We start from the raw sequence: 17,905 nt of genomic DNA on the forward strand, positions 1-17,905 counted from the left end.
GTACTAGACTGCCCGGTGTGGCCGGCCGAATTCCTGAACGAGACATAGCCGCCATCCGCGAACGCACTCGAATCGAGGACGTGGTCGGTGACTACGTCTCGCTCAAGCGCGCGGGCGGCGACTCCATGAAGGGGCTGTGCCCGTTCCACGACGAGAAGTCACCGTCGTTCCACGTGCGCCCCAACCACGGGCATTATCACTGCTTCGGCTGCGGTGAGGGCGGTGACGCCTACTCGTTCCTACAGAAGATCGAGCACATTTCCTTCGTGGAAGCCGTCGAGCAGCTCGCAGACCGGCTGAACTACTCCATCACCTACGAAGGTGGCGGGCCGTCGGTTCAGCGGGATCGCGGCACACGCGCGCGGCTGATCGCGGCCAACGCTGCCGCTCAGGAGTTCTACGCTGCACGGCTCCGCGAGCCCGACGCGCAGGCGGCGCAGGACTACCTCACCGAACGCGACTTCGACGGGCAAGCCGCACTCACCTATGGGTGTGGATACGCGCCCGACGGGTGGGACACCCTCACCAAGCATCTGCTGAGCAAAGGTTTCGAGGCCAAAGAAATCATCGACGCAGGCTTGGCCACGCCAGGCAAGCGCGGCACCCCGATCGACCGATTCCGCCGCCGCCTGGTTTGGCCGATCCGCAGTCAGAGCGGCGACGTCATCGGCTTCGGCGCACGAAAACTCTTCGACGACGACACCATGCCCGGCAAATACATCAACACCCCGGAAACCATGCTGTACAAGAAGTCTCAGGTGCTGTTCGGTCTGGACATGGCACGCAAAGACATCGCCAAGTCGCACCAGGCCGTCATCGTCGAGGGCTACACCGACGTCATGGCCATGCACCTGGCCGGCGTCAAGACCGCCGTCGCGTCGTGCGGCACTGCATTCGGTGAAGATCACCTGGCGATGCTGCGTCGACTCATGATGGACGACAGCTACTTTCGCGGCGAGGTCATCTACACCTTCGACGGCGACGCAGCAGGAAAAGCGGCCGCGATGAAAGCCTTCGAAGGCGATCAGAAGATCGCCGGGCAAACCTTCGTCGCCATCGCCCCAGACGGGATGGATCCCTGCGAGTTACGCCAGAAATCCGGCGATCCTGCAGTGCGCGATCTGGTGGCGCGTCGGACACCGATGTTTGCGTTCGTCGTCAAATCGCTGCTGAGCGAACATGATCTGGATACCCCCGAGGGCCGCGTCGAAGCTTTGAAGCGGACGGTTCCCGTTGTTGCCCGCATCAAAGACGGCTCCTTGCGTGACGAGTACGCCCGCCAGCTCGCCGGGTGGACCGGCTGGGACGACACCGCGATGGTGCTCGCCAGGGTGCGGGACGAAGCCAAGAGGATCGCTCGGGGCGGCGGAGACGCCAACAGCAAGCGTGTGCCGTTCGAGAAGCGTCAGGAGCCGAAGCCGGAGACACCGGCCGGCCCACCGCGACCGCAACCGCGAGATCCCGCGCTGTGGCCGCAGCGCGAAGCCCTCAAGTCGGCGCTGCAGAACCCGTCGATCGCCGGCTCCGTGTTCGATTCGTTGCCCCCGGAGACATTCACACACCCCGCCTACGCGGCCGTCAGCGCGGCCGTCACAGCCGCGGGCGGCACCGCTGCGGGGCTCGGCGGAGGGGAATGGGTCGACGCCGTCGCCAAACGCGCGGAGAGCCCGGTCGTGCAGTCACTCGTCATGGAGTTGGCCGTCGAACACATACCCGTCGCCGACATCGCACTGACCCGCTACACGAACGGCGTGATGGCTCGCTTGCAGGAAGTGTGGGTCGGTGAGCAGGTTGCCGAACTCAAATCGAAAATGCAGCGGATGTCACCGCAGGACAACCCGGACGAGTACTACGCACTGCTCGGCGACGTCATCGCCCTCGAACAGTACCGGCGAAGCCTGCTCGAACAGGCCATCGGCAACGTGGAGGACGATTCAGCCGCCGGCTAGCTACTTCCTGCGGAGCTGATCCTGCGGGATGTACAGCTGCGATTCGTCGTCGATCGTCTTCATGGGCTCGAGCTTCGGCTGCGTATTCAACGAGTCCGACAGCTTCTGCCTGCTCACATCGAGAACCTTCTTCGTAGCCGGACTGCCGGCGACGGCCGCAGCGGTCTTACGGATCTGCTCGTAGCGACCACGACCAGCCTTGGCTCCGAGTACGTACGCCGCTCCAGCAGCCAGAACCAAACGGATCATCAAAGTCCTCCCACAGTGTTGCTGGTCATCAGTGTTTGGCGATCATTGACGTAGGCGACCCTCCACCTACCTCTACGCGCGTTCCACCATCCTGCCTGACTCAGCTCCACCAGGGCGATTTGGTACTCCCATGGGGGTGTGCGCTATGGTTTCTCTCGGCGCACACGAGAGTGTGACGCCGTGAAGTAATCCCCTGTAGCTCAATTGGCAGAGCTTCCGACTGTTAATCGGACGGTTGCTGGTTCGAGTCCAGCCGGGGGAGCGCAAGAGACCCTCTGACCTGCACGCACGTGCGGGACAGAGGGTCTTTTTCGTGCCCAAACACTTCCAGAAAGAGTCGGACGGTCGGGAGTCCACCTGCGTTCGGGTCGTGGCGGCGACCTGGGATCCGTCGTCTTCGCATGAGCGATCCGGGAGATAGCGGGATGCCCACTGCCTTCCAGGTTCGCATAGCGCGGTTGTTCTTCACGCTGCCGGCCAGTGGTGGCTTTCTGCTGGCAGGCGGAGCAACTTTGGTAGCGCAAAATCTGTCTGTCCGTCCGACGCGGGGATTTGGACTTCTTCACCAGCAGGGCTGGGTGGTGAAGTGCGTGTCGCGAGGGATGAATTCGAAGCTGTTGCCATCGGCCTCGGCCGGCGGATCGAGCGTATTCAGAACGTTGAGACCTTCTGCCGCCTGCTTTGTTCACGGTGATGAAGATTTGCTGATGGACCTAGCTCTGGATTCTGTACCGGGCATGCCTGCGACTGCGAGTGTGGTGGGTCCTACGTTCGCGCCGGAAGAACTCGCGGGGCGAAAAGTGGTCGCACTCTTCGACCGTGCGGAAGCGCGAGACTTCGTCTACGCACTTCGTTTGCGCTTCGAGCGAGAACTTCTGTCGAGCCGCGCCGGCGAAGTTGATGCGGGTTTCGATCCGTCGATACTCGCGTCGATGCTCGACAGCCTGAAGCGATTCCCGGACAACATGATTCCCGTTCCGGCTTCCGGAGTCAGTACGCTGGAAAACTTCTTTGCTGAGTGGGCGGTTGAAATGAGGTAGTGAATGGTCCGTCGCAGCAGCTGAGTCACTTCGATGTCTGATCGAAGCGACTCGCAGAGCTCTCCGGTGATGTAACCAGCCTCGCAACCGCTGTGTGTTTGCAGGTCTCCGCTGGTGAACCGCACCGGCGAGTCCGGATACTTTGATGTGCCCCGAGTTCCGTGGCGCCGTGGCGGGGTTTTGTGATGTCATCGGCGACGGTCACCGTGATTATGAGTGTCGTTGCTGGCAGGCTGTGATACATGCCGTTGTTGAATCACTTTCTGCATCCGGGATCGGCTCATGGGTTGGCGCGATTGCAGACACGTTTGTTGAAGCAGTATCTGGCGTTGACGACGATGCTGTACGTGGCGGGGGTGGCAGCATCGATTTTGCCGCACGGTGATCGGATTACCGCGAACATCACCGGTGGGGTGATTGCGATCGTTGTCGGCGTCGCGGGGTTGGTTGCGTTATGGGTGCGGCCGCGCACCATTGTGGGGCATCGGGTGGCGTTGGGGGCTGCATTGATCGCCTCGCCTATGGTGATGGCGTTCCATGTCCTGACCTCGGCACAGTTTCTGTGTTTGATCGCGGTGATGTTTGTGGCGATGTACATCCGCGCATTCCATCGGAACCGTCCGGCTCGTGTCTTGATCGGTGTCCTCGTTGCGTGTGTGCTGGCGGCGGTGTGGTGGGCACCGGCGCCGTTGTTTCCCATCAGCTATTTGGTGTTCGTGGTGGCAATCGTCGGTGCGGCGGAAACGTTCGGTGCTGTGACCAAAGAGTTGATCATCGCCTCGTGCACTGATCCGTTGACGGGAGTGTTCAATCGAGCGGGATGGGAAATAGCGGCCTCGGAAGCGCGCCCCACCGAGCAGATCCGGCGACACACACCAGCTCCGAACTCCCTGACGGTGGTAGCGATCGATGTCGATGACTTCAAGACCGTCAACGACACAGATGGGCACCGCGTGGGTGACGCGATGTTGGTCGAGTTGGCACAGGTTTGGAGGGGGTTGGCACCGCCGGGAACAGTCATTGCTCGGCTCGGTGGGGACGAATTCGCGGCTATGTTGGCCGGGCACCGCGATGAGGTAGTGGAGGCGTTCGTGCAGGCCACCCGCCAACGCCTGTCGCACGTCAGTGTCGGTGTCGCATCTTCGACTGCCAGCGGTGAACCTGTTGCGGAGATCTTGGCGCGCGCCGACAGCGACCTGTATCTCGACAAACGCAGCAGATCCCGATCAATATCGGTGGTCGACCCCGAGGCAATGCGTACCGGTTTGCTCGGCCCAAGGAAGTCGGACGATGGACCCGCTCTGACAGCCCACGTGTGTGGGACTGCCCAGTAGCGGTCGAACCGTTCGAACGGAATCAGGTACTCGGTGTCGCCAACTGCGCAGCCCGCTGTGATGGCATCTCCGAATCGCTCACTGCAGCGGTGAACCAGACGAGGCCGTCACAGTCGGATGCTCGTCCTCAGCGGGAGGCGGCCGCCAGATCGGTCTTGACACGTTCGGTGCGCGCATTCCACATGGCCCAGGCCATGACGACACAACCGACGAACATGACGACCCCGTGGCCGACACGGAGCGCGGGACTAGCAAAGAACTGCGGCAGAAAGAGTGCGAGACCCACTGCGATCGGCAGGCCGGACCAGGCTGGCAGCACGCCGGACCGTCGAACGGCCAGGGCTGCGAAGATGCCGCCGACAAGGACCAGGACCAGTCCGATACCGAACATCGAAATCTGCACGGCGCCGTTCCTGATGGGATCCGCAAGATCCATGATCGCGGGCTCGGCGTCGGAGACCGCCTTCGCGCCGACGGCGTTGAGGGCGAAGGCCTCGGCGCCGTAGTAGGTCAACGTCAGCCCGACGCCGATCCACGTGAGAACAACGGCAGTTCCTGCAGTCGCTGCACCGGCTGTCGCCGCGACGACGTGTTCAAGGCTTCGGAGGGCAAGCGCGATGGCAACGAATCCCAACATCGCACTCACGTGGGCGACAACCCAATTCGTCTGCGCGAATGCCTCGGCGCCTTCCATACCGACCTCGGTCGAGTACGGCCGCATGATCGGGTAGGCGAGAAACATGACTGCGGCGAACGCCCACAGTGCACTGCCTGCTTTTGCCGACGTCACGATTACTTCTCCTCAGTCGATGGTGCGGTGCCGAAGTTCGTAGCACTGTACTTTAGAACGACACTCGTGCAGGTGAAACCGGCGCCCCCGCCGACGAGCAGAACCTTGTCGCCGTCGCTCAGTGTTCCGGCCGCCTGCAGCGCGCTCAGCCCGACGAACTGGTCACCGGATCCGAGGTGGCCGGTCGTACTTGCAAAGCTCCAGTTGGTCCTGTCGAGATCGACCGGAATGAGCTCCTGCAGTTGCCAATCCAGCTTGGTCCGCCCGACAGCGGGGATGACGACGTGGGCCATCTCGCCGATCTCGCAGTCCGCGTCCTCCAAGGCACCTGCCACCGAGTTTTTCACCGCAGATACGAGACGACCGGCGGCCTCGCGCATTCCTCCGGTTCCGATGAAATGAGTGAATCGGGAGGTGATGTCGATGATCCCGGCTTCGGGGTTCTCGCGGAACTCGGGTCCCCGCACGACCTTCTCCAAGTCGTTCTCCGCCTGCGTGAACGTGGAGAGGATTCGGAAGGCACCGGGGTTGCGGCTCAACACAATCGCCCCGGCGCCGTCGCCGTATACGACGCCGTTCTCGGTCTTCCACCGGTCGATGCGATCGCCACCGAAGCGGTCGGCCGTCGTCATCAATATGTTTCCGCCTTCCATCGCAGTCAACAACTGCGACGCAAGCTCCATGCCGCCGAGTCCGACGTTGCACTGCTGCTGGAGGTCGAATGCTCTGGCTCCCGAGTGGGCGGCATGAGCGGCGACGTACGAGGCCGACGGCCACATGTCCACGCCCTGGAACCAGATGCTGCTGTGGAACACGACAGAGATGTCGGTGGGGGCGATACCGGCGTTGTCGATGGCGTCCCGCGCGGCGTTGACGGCCATCTGTGGGGGAGCGAGTTCCTTTTCGATGCAGGCGCCGATGAAGCCGTCGGCGTCGCGATCTTCCTGGGAGTACAACCCGGCCTCGACGGCCCATTGACTGGTGACGCTTTCCGGCAACCAGTGCCCGGTGCCGGTGATGTATGTGTCGGTGACCTTCATCGGATCTGCTCCTGCAGTGTGTGTGAGTCGAGCAACGTGTGGGAGTCCTTCTCGTGCAATGCGCGTGCGGCGTCGGCGTCCCAGGTGATGGGCAGCCGTGCGACGCCGTTCACCAGCAGGCCCTCCGGTCGAGGAACTTCGGCGGGATCGACGGCAAGCGCGAGGCCGGGTAGGCGGCGAAGGATCTCGTTGAAGGAGATCCTGAGCTCGGCGCGGGCCAGGGAAGCGCCGATGCAGAAATGGGGGCCGTGGCTGAAGGACAGATGCTGAGCCTCGTCTCGATCGAGGGCGCACGACTGCGCGTCCTCGAACTTGTCCTCGTCGCGATTGGCCGCAACGAGACTCGGGAGGACCGCGCTACCGGCGGGGATCAGGACTCCGGACAGTTCGACGTCCTCGGTTGCGATGCGCAGCAACCCTTCCGTCCCGGGACCGAACAGGCGCAGTAGCTCTTCGATGGCGGTGTCGATGAGTTCGGGACGGTCCCTGAGCTCGTCCAGTTTCGTGGGCTCGAGCAGCAGAGCAAAGATTCCGTTGCCGATCATGTTGACGGTCGTTTCGTGCCCGGCGACGAGGAGGGTCACACCGAGGAAGACCAGTTCGAGATCGGAGATTCTGGGGTCTTCCGCGTTTTGAACGGCAAGTTCCGAGAGTATGTCGCCCTGCGGATCGGCCTTCTTCGTCTCGATCAGCTGATTGAGATAGGTGAACAGCGCAACCTGCGCTTCTTTGACCTGCTCAGGTGTGTATTCTTTGCTCGTCGTCGCCAGGAATGCCCTGGACCAGGCACCGAACTGCGGACGATCCGACATGGGGACGCCCAGCAACTCACAGATGATCTGTACCGGCAGCTTTGCTGCGAACGACTCGATCAGGTCGGCGTCGGGTCCGGCGACGATCATATCCGTCAGGAACGATGAGACGTGCTGTTCGATGTGCGGAACGAGCGTGTTCACGCGCCGAGCGGTGAACGTGCCGCTGATCATCTTGCGGACGCGGGAGTGGTCGGGTGGATCCATGTTGAGCAGGGTGGGGAAGTTCTGTGGAACCGGACCCAGCCGAGGCGCGCCTTCGGCCAACGTGGCAGCTCGGGAGAATCGTCGATCACCGAGGACGGTCTTGACGTCTTCGTATCGCGTGACGAGAAAAGCGGAATCGCCCGACGGCATATTCACCACAGCGACGGCCTCATCGGTTTGTATGGTGCTGTACTCGGAGGCGATCTCCATGGCTGAGGGCCGCTCGAAGGGGTATGAGTATGGGCAACGAGCGCCGTCGTTTCCGTTCTGCATCTGCGGTAGCAGCCTTTCGGGACGTGGGAAGCGATCTCGTCGAAGGTTAAGCTGGTGTGTACGAGCCGGTCAACGCTCCTCTGCAGGACCTTTAGCGAGTCTTTGGCGAGATGCAATCACAGTGCAATCCAAATGAATTCGTTGCTTGCTACGGTCGGTCGATACACTCGAATCCAAGAACCAGGGGAGCCGCATCGTGGGCGAATACATTCCGAACGAGGGCGAGACGATCGACACCGATGTACTGGTCGTCGGCGGTGGTCCCGCAGGCATGGCGCTCGGGGTGGCATTGGCGATGCACGGTGTCGATGTCACTGTACTCGAGGGATCGGCAACCTCGACCAGATCCTTTCGCGGCGAGTCCATCTCACCGGACTCGGTGTTCGTGCTCCGAGCACTCGGCGTGTTCGATCATCTGTCCCCGGCGTCGTACATGACAGTCGACGGACTCCGAATCGTCGATTCCGGGACCTCGGTTCTCTCGCTCAGGTTCGAGGAACTTCGACGCGACTCCGAACTACCGACCGAGGTCCCCCAGGACGTGCTGCTCGACGCGATGTTCGTCGGAGCCGATCACAAGAAACTCCGGATGATTCGTGCTGCGACGGTCACCGAACTCGACCGTACCTCCGGGCGGATCAGCGGAGTCCGCTTCCGCTGCAACGGAATAATGCATTCGGTGCGCTCCCGTCTCGTGGTCGCTGCGGACGGACGTTACGGGACTACGACGGCGATGGCATCGCTTCCGTCCCGGCGCAAACCGATGCAACGTGACTTGCTGTGGATCAAGGTGACCGCGCCGGAATCCTGGGACCGATCGCGCTATCAGGTTCGCATGAAAGCCGATTCCCACGTCATGTGTATTCCGACGATCCCGGACCTCGTACGTCTCGGTGTCAACATCCCACCGGGTGGACTTCGTGAGATTCGCGCATCCGGTTTGCCTGCGCTGCACGATCGAATCGCCCGACTCGTACCGGAACTCGCCGACACGGTTGCGGAACAAATCGGTTCGTGGCGCGATACGTCCGTGCTGGATATTTTCACCAGCTACACACCGCGTTGGTCGACTCCGGGCCTCGTGGCGATCGGTGATGCGGCGCATACACTTTCACCGGTCCTGGCTCAGGGTGTCAATCACGCTATTCTCGACGGCGTCGTACTGGCGGATCTGTTGCCGTCGGCCCTCACCCACTCGACGGACATCGCAGTCGACGACGCCTGCAGACGTTTTCAGGCGCTGCGCGAGGAATCGGTCGAGGCCGCACGTTCGCTGCAAATGCGTCAGGAGTTGGCCTTCGCGCAACGGGGAATTGCCGCGGAGATCGGACGCCGTTCCATCTACCGCGCTATCGAGCGATCGGCGTTCCTGAAGAAAAGGATCTGGGGTCCGATCTACTACAGCCTGTTGAACTCCGACAGTGTTGCCAGGCAGGCCGTCGACCGACTTGCGGCCATCCGCGCCGGGGCACGCGTCGAAGTCTGAGAACATGCAATACGCCGATACCGATGCGACATCGGTATCGGTGTATTGCGTTGCACTACAAGAGGATCATCTCTCGGATCGCTTCGCAATCGCGTTCGAGAATGGATTGGTGCACGCTCCGAACTTGCCGACCGGGCTCGACTCCGTAGTCTCCTTGGAGCGTGTGCCGCAATCGGTTGTAGACCTCGAGCGCCTCGATCTGTCGCTCGGACAGGTACAACGCCCGCATCAGTTGGCGGTGCATCGTTTCGCGCACAGGAAACTGCCGGGTCAGTTTACGCAGCTCGCCGATCAGTGGGGCGACTTCTCCGCGTGCCAGCATCACTTCGTTGCGTTGCTCCAGACACGCGAGGTAACCCTCGTTCATCTCGTCCACGGCTGCTTCCAGTAGCGGACTGTCCGATAGTCCCGAGAGAAAAGGGCCGCGGTACAACGCCAGTGCGACTTCGAAGTCCTCCCAGGCGCCGTCGAGATCTCCGGATCTGGCCTTGGGGCGGGCGTTCTTGACCGCATCGTCGAACACACACCAATCGACGTCAAGTTTGTTCACTGCGAGTCGATATCCGCCGGCTCGGGTTTCGATGAGTCCTGGAAAGTGGCCACACGAATCGAGGAACGAACGAAGCTGCGAAATGTAGACGTGTATGGATTCACGGCTGCGCTTGGGTTGATTGGACCCCCACACGATATCTGCCACGGTCTCCATCGAGACGGTATTGCCTGGGTCGATCACCAGGGATGCCCACACCGACCTGAGCTTCGTCCCGCTGGGAATCTCGAACACTGTGTCTTGTGAATCCAGTTCGAGGGCTCCGAATGTTTTGATCGAAATACCTCTACCCTCGAGTTTCGACACGCTCATTCTGGTGAGTTTCCTTCATTCGGTTCTACTTAGCTTCTGCCGAAGTCCGATATTACCGAAATTGGACATATTTCTCGTTGTGAGAGTGATCTGTTCATATTGGGGTCGTGCTGCGGACACCTGCTCGAAATCGATACTGCCGAATCGATACTGCCGAGCAAGTATCCGCTACGCGGACTTACAACGAGACAGCGTCTCGTGCTCGCGTGACCAGCGACCAGATCGAGTCGGGAGTGGCAAAGTTCTCGGCCGTCAGCTGGTCATCGGTGATCGCTATTCGGTATTCACGTTCGAGGTCGCCCAACAGCGCGACGAGCGCCAGCGAATCCAGTCCGGCATTCTTGAGGTCCTCGTCGGCCTTCAGGCCGCCGGCGATCGACAGGCGGGGAATGGCTCGCGAAATGTGGCGTTCGAAGTTTCGATCCCACGCCGTCTCGGGTGTGTGATCCGCCGGCTGCTGTGCGTCGTGTGTGGTCATAGTCAGATCCTGTCTGTCGAAGTGAATTCTTGTGGCTGATATCGTTTCGGTTCCGCGAACGAGTACCTCGGCGGGAGCGGGTCGGGAAAGGAATCCCATCAAGCTCGCAGACAGCCCGTAGGCACCGACGTTGGGAATCTCGATCAAGTCGCCTGGGTGGGGGTCGGCGAGGTCGGCGTTCCTGTTGAGTACGTCGGCCGGTGTGCACAGCGGCCCTGCGATGACGATGTCACGCGTATCCGTGTCGTCGTCGGTCTCGATTCCGGTGACGTCCCCGCGCGTCGCCCCGGCCATGACATGTGCAGACACGGGTAGAACGCGTCCAATGCCGGACAGACCGCCGACATGGTGAATTCCGGTGTCCGTGATCACATATCGTCGGTCGCGGCTGTCTTTGACATCCATGATCTGCGCGACGAGCGCCCCGGAGTCCGCCGTGAGATACCGGCCGGACTCGAACACAATTCTTGTCTCCCCGGTACGCCAGCCCGGCAGCCGGGCATCGAGCGCACTCGCGATGGACTCTTGGAGCTGCTGGTAAATCGGCCTGCGTCCGGAGGATGCGTACGGCGCAGCGAAACCGCCACCGAGATCGAGAACCTTCAGCTCGATGCCGAGTTCGTCGCGCAGTCTGCAGGCCGTATCGATGCTGTTGATCATCTCGACCACGAGCGCGGACTCGTCGGATGCGTTACTGAGAGGGTAGAAGTGGAACCCGTGCACCTCGATCGACGGAAGGTCGATGTCGTCGCGGGTCAAGGGCATTGTGCCGGTATCGATTCCGAACTGCGACGACGCTCCCGTCATGCGCATCCCTGCACCGCCCGGGGCCGAATCGCTGTTGACCCGAAGCAGAATGCCGATTTCGACGGACAATCCGTCGGCGAGGGCGGACAGGCGCCGAAGGTCGGTTCGAGATTCGGAGGAGAACTCCCGGACGCCGCTGGCAATGGCGTGAACGATTTCCTCATCCGTCTTTCCCGGCCCGGTGTAGATGATGTCCGCCGCGGGGAATCCGGCGGACAAGGCTGCGTCGAGCTCGCCGATCGAGCTGACTTCCGCGGAGCATCCTGCGAGTCGAAGTACCTCGGCCACTGCGGGATTGGGATTTGCCTTCAGTGAGAAATAGATGGAACTCGGCTGTGGTAGCGCGCGGGTGAGATCGCGCGCGGCCGCGTCGAGTTTGTCCGCGTCGAAGATGTAGACCGGTGTCCCGAATGTACGAGCGATGTCCGTGTTGCGTGTCATGGTGTGTCCTTCGTCAGTGCGAGCTCTGCGCGGCGAGTGTCGACTTTTCCGTTGGGAGTGAGGGGGAGTTCGTCGAGTACGACGCATCGTGTCGGTATCTTGGCTGGTTCGAGTATTGTGGCTAGAGCGCTCAAAATTTCGCTTCCCGACGCGGTGGCCGTCACGACGATCGACAACCCATGATCGTCGGTGGGCTTGAGGACGATTACCGACTGCACGATGTCCAGTGATTCGACGGCGGCGGATATTTCGGACACGCTGGTCCGGACGCCGGCGGCTTTGAAGATGTCGTCGCGACGACCGGTGAAGTACAGATAGCCGTCGGCGTCGATGCGACCGTAATCGCCGGTGAGCAACATTCGTTCGCCCGATAGCGCGTCGACGCCGAAGCGTTCGGCAGTCAGTTCGCCCGCGCCCCAGTATCCGGCCATGACATGTGGTCCGATGGCAACGATCTGACCGTCGGTCCCAGGTTCGACAGGGCGCCCCGAGTCGTCGAGCACGGTGATCCGAGTTCCCGGAATAGCACGTCCCACCGACCCTGGACGATGAAGGTCCAGGTCCGGCTCGGCGATGGTGACGCGCTTGCATTCGGTGATGCCGTACATGGCGATGATCGCCGCATGGGGAAATATGATGCGAAGCTCGGCGATCCGGGACGGCGGCAGGTCCGCGCCGGTATTGGTGACCATCCGAACCGTGTCGACGCTGCCGCCGCGGGACAGCAGAGTGTGCAGCATTCCTGCAACTGCTGGAACCGCAGGCACCACGGTCACGGGTCGCGATCTGATCGTCCTGAGCAGGCCCAGGGCGTTCGAGGCATCGGCGAGTACCACGGACGCACCGGACGCGAACGACAGCAGAACCTGATAGAGGCCGTAGTCGAAGGACAGAGGCGACATGAGCAGAACGGTGTCGCTTGCTCGGTACTCGAGCTGCCGCCCGATCGAACCTACAGCGAATACGATTGCCGCTGCCGGACAGATGACGCCCTTGGGCTTGGAGGTGCTGCCGGAGGTGTACATCAGCAGTGCTGGTTCGTCGTCGTGGACCGGTCGTCGGAGGGTCGGTTCGGGTGGCTTCGCGGTGCCGAGGCCGACCCAGGTCAGCACCGGAGACGCGAAGGCCGCCGTGTTTTCCGGGAGCTGCTCGACGACCACGAGTGCGGGTGTGCAATCGTCTGCGACAGAGGCTAATTGGATATCCGTCATGGACGGTGGGAGAGGGACTGCAACGGCGCCGACTGACCAAGCCGCGAACACCATCGCCACAGCAGGAACGTCGTTGGTCAATCGGGTGACGACGCGATCACCGCGGCCGACACTCGCGGCCACAAGAGCCGTCGATGTGGTCGCGACCAACTCGGCGAGCGTCCGGTAGTCGACCGTTCGCCCATCGGGTGCGTGGAGCGCGACGGACGTCGGTGACTCGATCGCGGTCAGGTCGAGCAGATCAGAAGGTATGACGTGCAGGGGTTCAGAGGTCGGGGGCGTCGAAATAAGGGTCGTGTTCATTGCGCTCCGTTTCGGACTCGGTATTCTGCCGGGGGAAGGTACAGGTGGGCGATGATTGCCCCTGCCACGAGGAACACCCCGCCCACACAGAAGGCGACCGTTGACCCTGTGGAGAAGGCGGACATGGCCGATTCGCGCAATGCGTCGTCACCCAGTCGATCGGCCTCGAGGAGAGTGGCCCCGAGCGATGCGTTGTCGACGGATGGTCCGTGCAGGTTCGAGCCGTAGACGACCGACAGCACGGAACCGAGGACGGCGACGCCGAGTGCGTACCCGATCTCCTGCATCGTGTCGTTGACGGCGGCGGCTTCACCCACCCGATGCGAGGGCACTGCCGCGACCATCGACTCGGTCACCAGAGGTAGGGCCAACCCGACGCCGAGCCCGGCTACGAATACCGCTCCGAGCACGATGTGGAGTTCGCCTCCGACCAGCGACAGGGTCACCGATGCCAGCGCTGCGACGATCAGTCCGGCCACTACCACCGGCCGTCGACCGAAACGGTTCGAACACGGTGTGGACGACGTGACCCCGAGGATCAGCGCGACCGTTACCGGGGCTACGGCGAGACCGGCCGACGATGGGGACAGTTCGAATTGGAACTGAAGCTTCTGCGTAAGCACGAACAGGGTGCCGGCGAGCGCGAAGAACAACAACATGTTCGATACGGACGCCCCGAAGAACTCCCGACGTCGATGGCGCGCTGTCGTGGGATCCGAGTCCGTGAGATCGGCCGAGAACGAACCGGATTGCTTGCGCGACCGAGAAACCCATGCCGCGAGAGCCAGGATCCCGGCGACCCCGATGAGGACGGCACCGACGATAATCTCGTCGCTGACGACCGTCACACCCAGGACGAAGGTGGTGATCGCTCCGGACGCCAGCACCAGGAGCCGACCGTTCACAGCAGACCGTGGCAGCGTGGCCGTCGGTGACACCACACCGAGGACCACCAGGGCCATGACAGCGGATCCGGCGGCGGACACGCCGAAGATGTAGTTCCATCCCCATCCTTCGACGAGAACTCCACCCACAATCGGTCCACCTGCGGCACCGGCCACCGAGACCGCGCTCCACACGGCGATAGCGCGAGATCGCCCGGCATCCGAGGCGGTCGCCACGACGAGTGCGAGGGTCGATGGCATCACGAAGGCCGCACCGATGCCCATCAGAGCGCGGGCGAGCATGATTGCAGGCACGTTGTCGACGGAGGCGGCTGCTGCGCCGCCGAGCCCCGTGGACAGGAGGCCGATCAACAAGACTGTTCGGGCACCGATTCGGTTGCACAGATGCCCTGCGGGCAACAGCATGGCTGCGAATGTCGCCGAGTAGACGACCACGACGAGACGCAGTGCAGCCGAGGACAATCCTAGGTCCGTCGACATGGAGGGCAGTGCGACGTTGACGGCCGAGCTGTTGAAGATGACGATCGTGACGGCCGCCGACATTGCGACCAGAACTACCCAGGACCGTCGCACAGCCCGCACCTCGGTGACGGTCACAGCGGATTCACCGCGACAGTGTGCTCGCGACTGTCCCGAGTGCGAAGACGCAGCACGTACATTGTGACCGAGCCGAGGAGGAGCGACGTGCCCGCGACCATGTAGAGCACCGTGAAACCGTGCTCCAACTGCAGCATGGCGACGCCGACTATCGGTGCGAGGGCGCTGGGAGCAACGACCGCTGTATTGAGCAGGCCGAGGTCACGGCCGTAGTGCTTGGGATCGGGCAGGAGTTCGGTGAGCAGTGCGAAGGCCGGTCCCATGAACGCGCCGAGTCCTGCACCGAGTACGGCTGCTGCACACAGGATCAGGGGCCACGAGTCCACGAAGCCGAAGGTCGACGCGGCGACACCTGCGACGGCAGAACCGATCACTGCGGGTCCGGTACGGTCCGCGATCCGATCGGATATCGTGCCGCAGATCAGGGCGCTGAGCACCACCGAGACCACGAAAAGACCGGTCAACAGGATGAGGGCGCTTGCCGGCTCTGGCCGCGCGAGTTCGTCGTGAACGAAGAAGTACAGGAACTGGGTGACGTTGCCGAGTCCGAACAGCACCAGGGTTCGGCTGGTCCACCCCAGCCACAGTTCGGATGTCGAGCTCGACCGACCGACGCGAATCGGTGGTGCCGTCGGGTGTGCAAGCGCCGGTGCCGGGTCACGCGCCGTCGGCGCCGCGACGACCGACACCGCGATGAACGGCGCCGCGAGCATCGTGACCACGCCGGCAACCACCAAATAGGAAATCGACAGATCGGTCGACACCGACGCGACCACCGTTCCCAGTAGAGCAGCGAACATCTGTGCGGCGGCGAGCTTTCCGCCGATCCGCGCGCGGTGTCGGGTCGGTATCTCGTCGGCGACACTCGCCTCGACCCCGCACTGGATTGCGGCGATTCCGGTCTGAGTTGCGCACCACCAGAACACCAATTCGAGGCCGCTGTCGGCTTGGCCCGCCATCACCAGGCAGCCCACGGCCACGGCCACACCGATCATGGACACCGTTCGTCGGGCGACCGTAGGTAGACAACGATCCGACAGAGCACCGACTATGGGGTACGCGACGAGCATCACCACGCTGCCTGCAGCGGAGATCAGACCGAAGAACAGCTCTTTGTCGGCCGGGTACATGCGTTCCGCCGCCACAGCGAGAAGAACTTGGGTCGGTGCGAAGAAGGCTACCCATGCAGCCAGTCCGGCGAGAGCGAGCCTGGTCTCGAGTCCGCGCGGCGGCGACGTGTCGCCGCCCTCATGCCGCGCGGCACGGAGGTCACGATCGGAGTCCAGTGTCATCGGGTGCCCACCGACTCAGCCGTCGTGCGAACGATGCGTTCGACCAAGCCGAACAGTTCGTCGCTGTTGTCGGTCGTGAGAAAATGTCCGCCGTCGACCATGGTGACCGTGAAGTCGCTCGTCGTGTGTCGGTCCCACTGTGTCAGCGACGCCGCGGCGACCAGGAGATCGCCGGTCCCACCGATCGCGTGAATCGGTATCGGCAACGATGTGCCCGTTGCAAGGCGCGCGCTCTGGCAGACCCTGATGTCGTCTTTCACCACCGTCAGGAGCGGGCCGAGCCATTCCGGCCGCTCGAGCAACATAGGCGGAAGACCGCCGAATGCCGCAAGGCTACGGGCGATTTCGAGGTCGGACAGTGTGTCCAGTGGCAGTGGCAGGGTCGGCAGATGTGGTGGTGAACTTGCTGCCACCACAAGTGATTCCGGGAGACGACGGCCTGCTTCGAGGGCTCGGGTTGCAAGTGTGTAGGCGACGAGCGCGCCCATACTGTGGCCGAACAGGACGTAGGGGCGGTCCATCTCCTCTGCAAGTTCGATCTCGAGAAGGTCGACCAGGGCGTCGAGATTGGTGAAGCAAGGCTCGTGCCTGCGATCGTCGCGGCCCGGTAGGTGGACGGGCACCACGGTCAATGCGTCGGACTCGGTCCAGCGTCGGTATACCGATGCGGATCCGCCGGCGTGGTGGAAGCACAGCACTGTAGGTGCGTCGGTGACGGTCATGCCGCAGTCCGGCCCAGGTCGATCGGTGCCAGGAACGGAAACCGGGAGCCGAGCGAGAGCAATATCGACAACGCCGTGCCGGTGATCGGCCTTCGTCCCGACTGCCGGGTCAGCGCGCCGATTGTCAACAGTCGTACGGCCGTCATGTGTGTCGGCGACCCGTGAACGTCGTCGAATTCGACGACACGCGAGCACACCAGCCGGTCGAGCAGCAGCTGCGACTCGGCCGCCGGTGTGATCTCGTCGCGACTGCTCCTGATGTAAAGCACCGGTATCTTGATCCGATCGAGTTCGTGATCGTCGAGCGCGCACTGCGCCAGGGTCGATTCGAAATCCGATCCCGTTGCGCCGGTGAGATGTTCGAGGGTGCGAACCGTCGTCCTGGGGAGTTCGCCCGCGAGAGATGCTGCGCCGAAGAGATACCGGACAGGGGCACCGACGGTCACGATGGAACGAATACGTGGATCTGTCGTCGCAGCGCGCAGGACGACAGTGCCGCCGAAGCTCATCGCAAGAGCATGAACGCCGTCGATCATCATTCGTGCTGCTACCGCGTCCACCACCGCGGAGATGAGCATCGAACTGGCCCCCGTGTATCGAGTCGAGTTCTCGCCGACACCGGGGAAATCGACGATCACTACGGCCATGCCGAGTGCGCGGGCGGAAACGAGAATGTCCGCCCATTGTTCTTTCGGGCTCACGATCCCGCCGATCACCAAAAGCAACGGGGCCGGACCATCGCTGGGCAGGCCACGGAACCAAACGGGAACGTTGGTGCCGTCGATACGTGCCGCAAGCTTCTCCACACCCTCGACGTCGGCGGCCCACGCTGCGAACCGGACGGTGCAGTCCTTGTAGGCCTGCTTCTGCCCTGGTGTCGACGCGAACGGGAATCGTGCCAGATTCAGACACTGAACGGCGTCTCGGTGCTTCCCCTCATGCGCGAATGCGGTTGCAGCACCGACCCATGCGTCGGCCCAACCGCCGTCCCCGTCGTCCAGGGTGGTGATGGAGGCCAATGTCGACCGACAACGCCGAGCACTCATTCCCTGTGCCCGTGCGTGCAGGACGACCAGATTCTTCACTTCGTCGAGATAGTCCATGGCG

The 17,905-nt window shown here is 62.6% G+C and carries 15 protein-coding genes, 1 tRNA gene and 1 pseudogene; 5 read left to right on the plus strand and 12 right to left on the minus strand.

The window, feature by feature from the left end; genetic code table 11:
- Positions 1–17: 17 nt before the first annotated feature.
- Positions 18–1,949: a DNA primase gene (gene dnaG, locus QMK32_RS11260; protein WP_283475002.1), complete on the plus strand. Its 1,932-nt coding sequence runs from the start codon at positions 18–20 to the stop codon at positions 1,947–1,949.
- On the opposite strand, the gene QMK32_RS11265 is transcribed toward dnaG, so the two are convergent.
- Positions 1,950–2,198, minus strand: coding sequence for a hypothetical protein (locus tag QMK32_RS11265; RefSeq protein ID WP_088944798.1), 249 nt, complete (start codon positions 2,196–2,198; stop codon positions 1,950–1,952).
- A 189-nt stretch (positions 2,199–2,387) separates the two neighbouring features.
- Between QMK32_RS11265 and QMK32_RS11270 the strand changes: the two genes are divergently transcribed.
- The 3 genes from QMK32_RS11270 (at position 2,388) to QMK32_RS11280 (ending at position 4,572) form a co-directional block, all read left to right on the plus strand.
- Positions 2,388–2,460, plus strand: a tRNA-Asn gene (locus QMK32_RS11270).
- A gap of 139 nt (positions 2,461–2,599) precedes the next feature.
- On the plus strand, positions 2,600–3,238 hold the full coding sequence (locus tag QMK32_RS11275) for a hypothetical protein (protein ID WP_283475006.1): 639 nt from the start codon (positions 2,600–2,602) through the stop codon (positions 3,236–3,238).
- 242 nt (positions 3,239–3,480) lie between these two features.
- Positions 3,481–4,572 (plus strand): GGDEF domain-containing protein, encoded by a 1,092-nt coding sequence (locus QMK32_RS11280; protein WP_283475008.1) that lies wholly within the window; start codon positions 3,481–3,483, stop codon positions 4,570–4,572.
- Positions 4,573–4,699: 127 nt separating this feature from the next.
- On the opposite strand, the gene QMK32_RS11285 is transcribed toward QMK32_RS11280, so the two are convergent.
- Genes QMK32_RS11285 through QMK32_RS11295 form a run of 3 tightly spaced genes read right to left on the minus strand, consistent with a single transcriptional unit; the run spans position 4,700 to position 7,631 of the window.
- Entirely contained in the window at positions 4,700–5,362 is a 663-nt protein-coding gene (locus tag QMK32_RS11285) for a hypothetical protein (RefSeq protein WP_283475010.1), read from the minus strand.
- 2 nt (positions 5,363–5,364) lie between these two features.
- Positions 5,365–6,402, minus strand: a complete 1,038-nt coding sequence (locus QMK32_RS11290) for a ketoacyl-ACP synthase III family protein (RefSeq protein ID WP_283475011.1) — start codon at positions 6,400–6,402, stop codon at positions 5,365–5,367.
- The gene (locus QMK32_RS11295; RefSeq protein ID WP_283475014.1) at positions 6,399–7,631 is read right to left on the minus strand and encodes a cytochrome P450; all 1,233 of its coding nucleotides are present in this window, start codon (positions 7,629–7,631) and stop codon (positions 6,399–6,401) included. Before QMK32_RS11295 ends, QMK32_RS11290 begins: the two co-directional genes overlap by 4 nt.
- Positions 7,632–7,890: 259 nt before the next feature.
- On the opposite strand from QMK32_RS11295, the gene QMK32_RS11300 reads away from it, so the two are divergent.
- Positions 7,891–9,180 carry an FAD-dependent monooxygenase gene (locus tag QMK32_RS11300; RefSeq protein ID WP_283475015.1) on the plus strand — a complete coding sequence of 430 codons (1,290 nt, stop codon included), beginning with the start codon at positions 7,891–7,893 and terminating at the stop codon, positions 9,178–9,180.
- Positions 9,181–9,235: 55 nt separating this feature from the next.
- On the opposite strand, the gene QMK32_RS11305 is transcribed toward QMK32_RS11300, so the two are convergent.
- The 8 genes and pseudogenes from QMK32_RS11305 to QMK32_RS11335 all read right to left on the minus strand — a co-directional run bounded on the left by QMK32_RS11305 (position 9,236) and on the right by QMK32_RS11335 (position 17,901).
- Complete coding sequence (locus tag QMK32_RS11305) at positions 9,236–10,042, minus strand: AfsR/SARP family transcriptional regulator (protein WP_088945814.1); 807 nt, start codon at positions 10,040–10,042, stop codon at positions 9,236–9,238.
- Between the two features lie 178 nt (positions 10,043–10,220).
- Positions 10,221–11,768, minus strand: coding sequence for a phosphopantetheine-binding protein (locus QMK32_RS11310; RefSeq protein ID WP_283475018.1), 1,548 nt, complete (start codon positions 11,766–11,768; stop codon positions 10,221–10,223).
- The gene (locus tag QMK32_RS11315; protein ID WP_283475020.1) at positions 11,765–13,282 is read right to left on the minus strand and encodes a class I adenylate-forming enzyme family protein; all 1,518 of its coding nucleotides are present in this window, start codon (positions 13,280–13,282) and stop codon (positions 11,765–11,767) included. The genes QMK32_RS11310 and QMK32_RS11315 overlap by 4 nt, the downstream gene beginning before the upstream one ends.
- Entirely contained in the window at positions 13,279–13,941 is a 663-nt protein-coding gene (locus QMK32_RS25365; RefSeq protein ID WP_502943582.1) for an MFS transporter, read from the minus strand. The genes QMK32_RS11315 and QMK32_RS25365 overlap by 4 nt, the downstream gene beginning before the upstream one ends.
- Positions 13,942–14,067: 126 nt before the next feature.
- A pseudogene (locus tag QMK32_RS25370) lies at positions 14,068–14,730 on the minus strand (MFS transporter); the annotation flags it as partial.
- A gap of 50 nt (positions 14,731–14,780) precedes the next feature.
- Positions 14,781–16,076 (minus strand): MFS transporter, encoded by a 1,296-nt coding sequence (locus tag QMK32_RS11325; protein WP_283475025.1) that lies wholly within the window; start codon positions 16,074–16,076, stop codon positions 14,781–14,783.
- Positions 16,073–16,798, minus strand: coding sequence for a thioesterase II family protein (locus tag QMK32_RS11330; protein WP_283475027.1), 726 nt, complete (start codon positions 16,796–16,798; stop codon positions 16,073–16,075). Before QMK32_RS11330 ends, QMK32_RS11325 begins: the two co-directional genes overlap by 4 nt.
- Entirely contained in the window at positions 16,795–17,901 is a 1,107-nt protein-coding gene (locus QMK32_RS11335) for an alpha/beta hydrolase family protein (protein ID WP_283475028.1), read from the minus strand. The genes QMK32_RS11330 and QMK32_RS11335 overlap by 4 nt, the downstream gene beginning before the upstream one ends.
- Positions 17,902–17,905 lie beyond the last annotated feature (4 nt).

It is taken from the genome of Rhodococcus sp. H29-C3, assembly GCF_030063405.1.
In the GTDB taxonomy this organism is placed as follows: domain Bacteria; phylum Actinomycetota; class Actinomycetes; order Mycobacteriales; family Mycobacteriaceae; genus Rhodococcoides.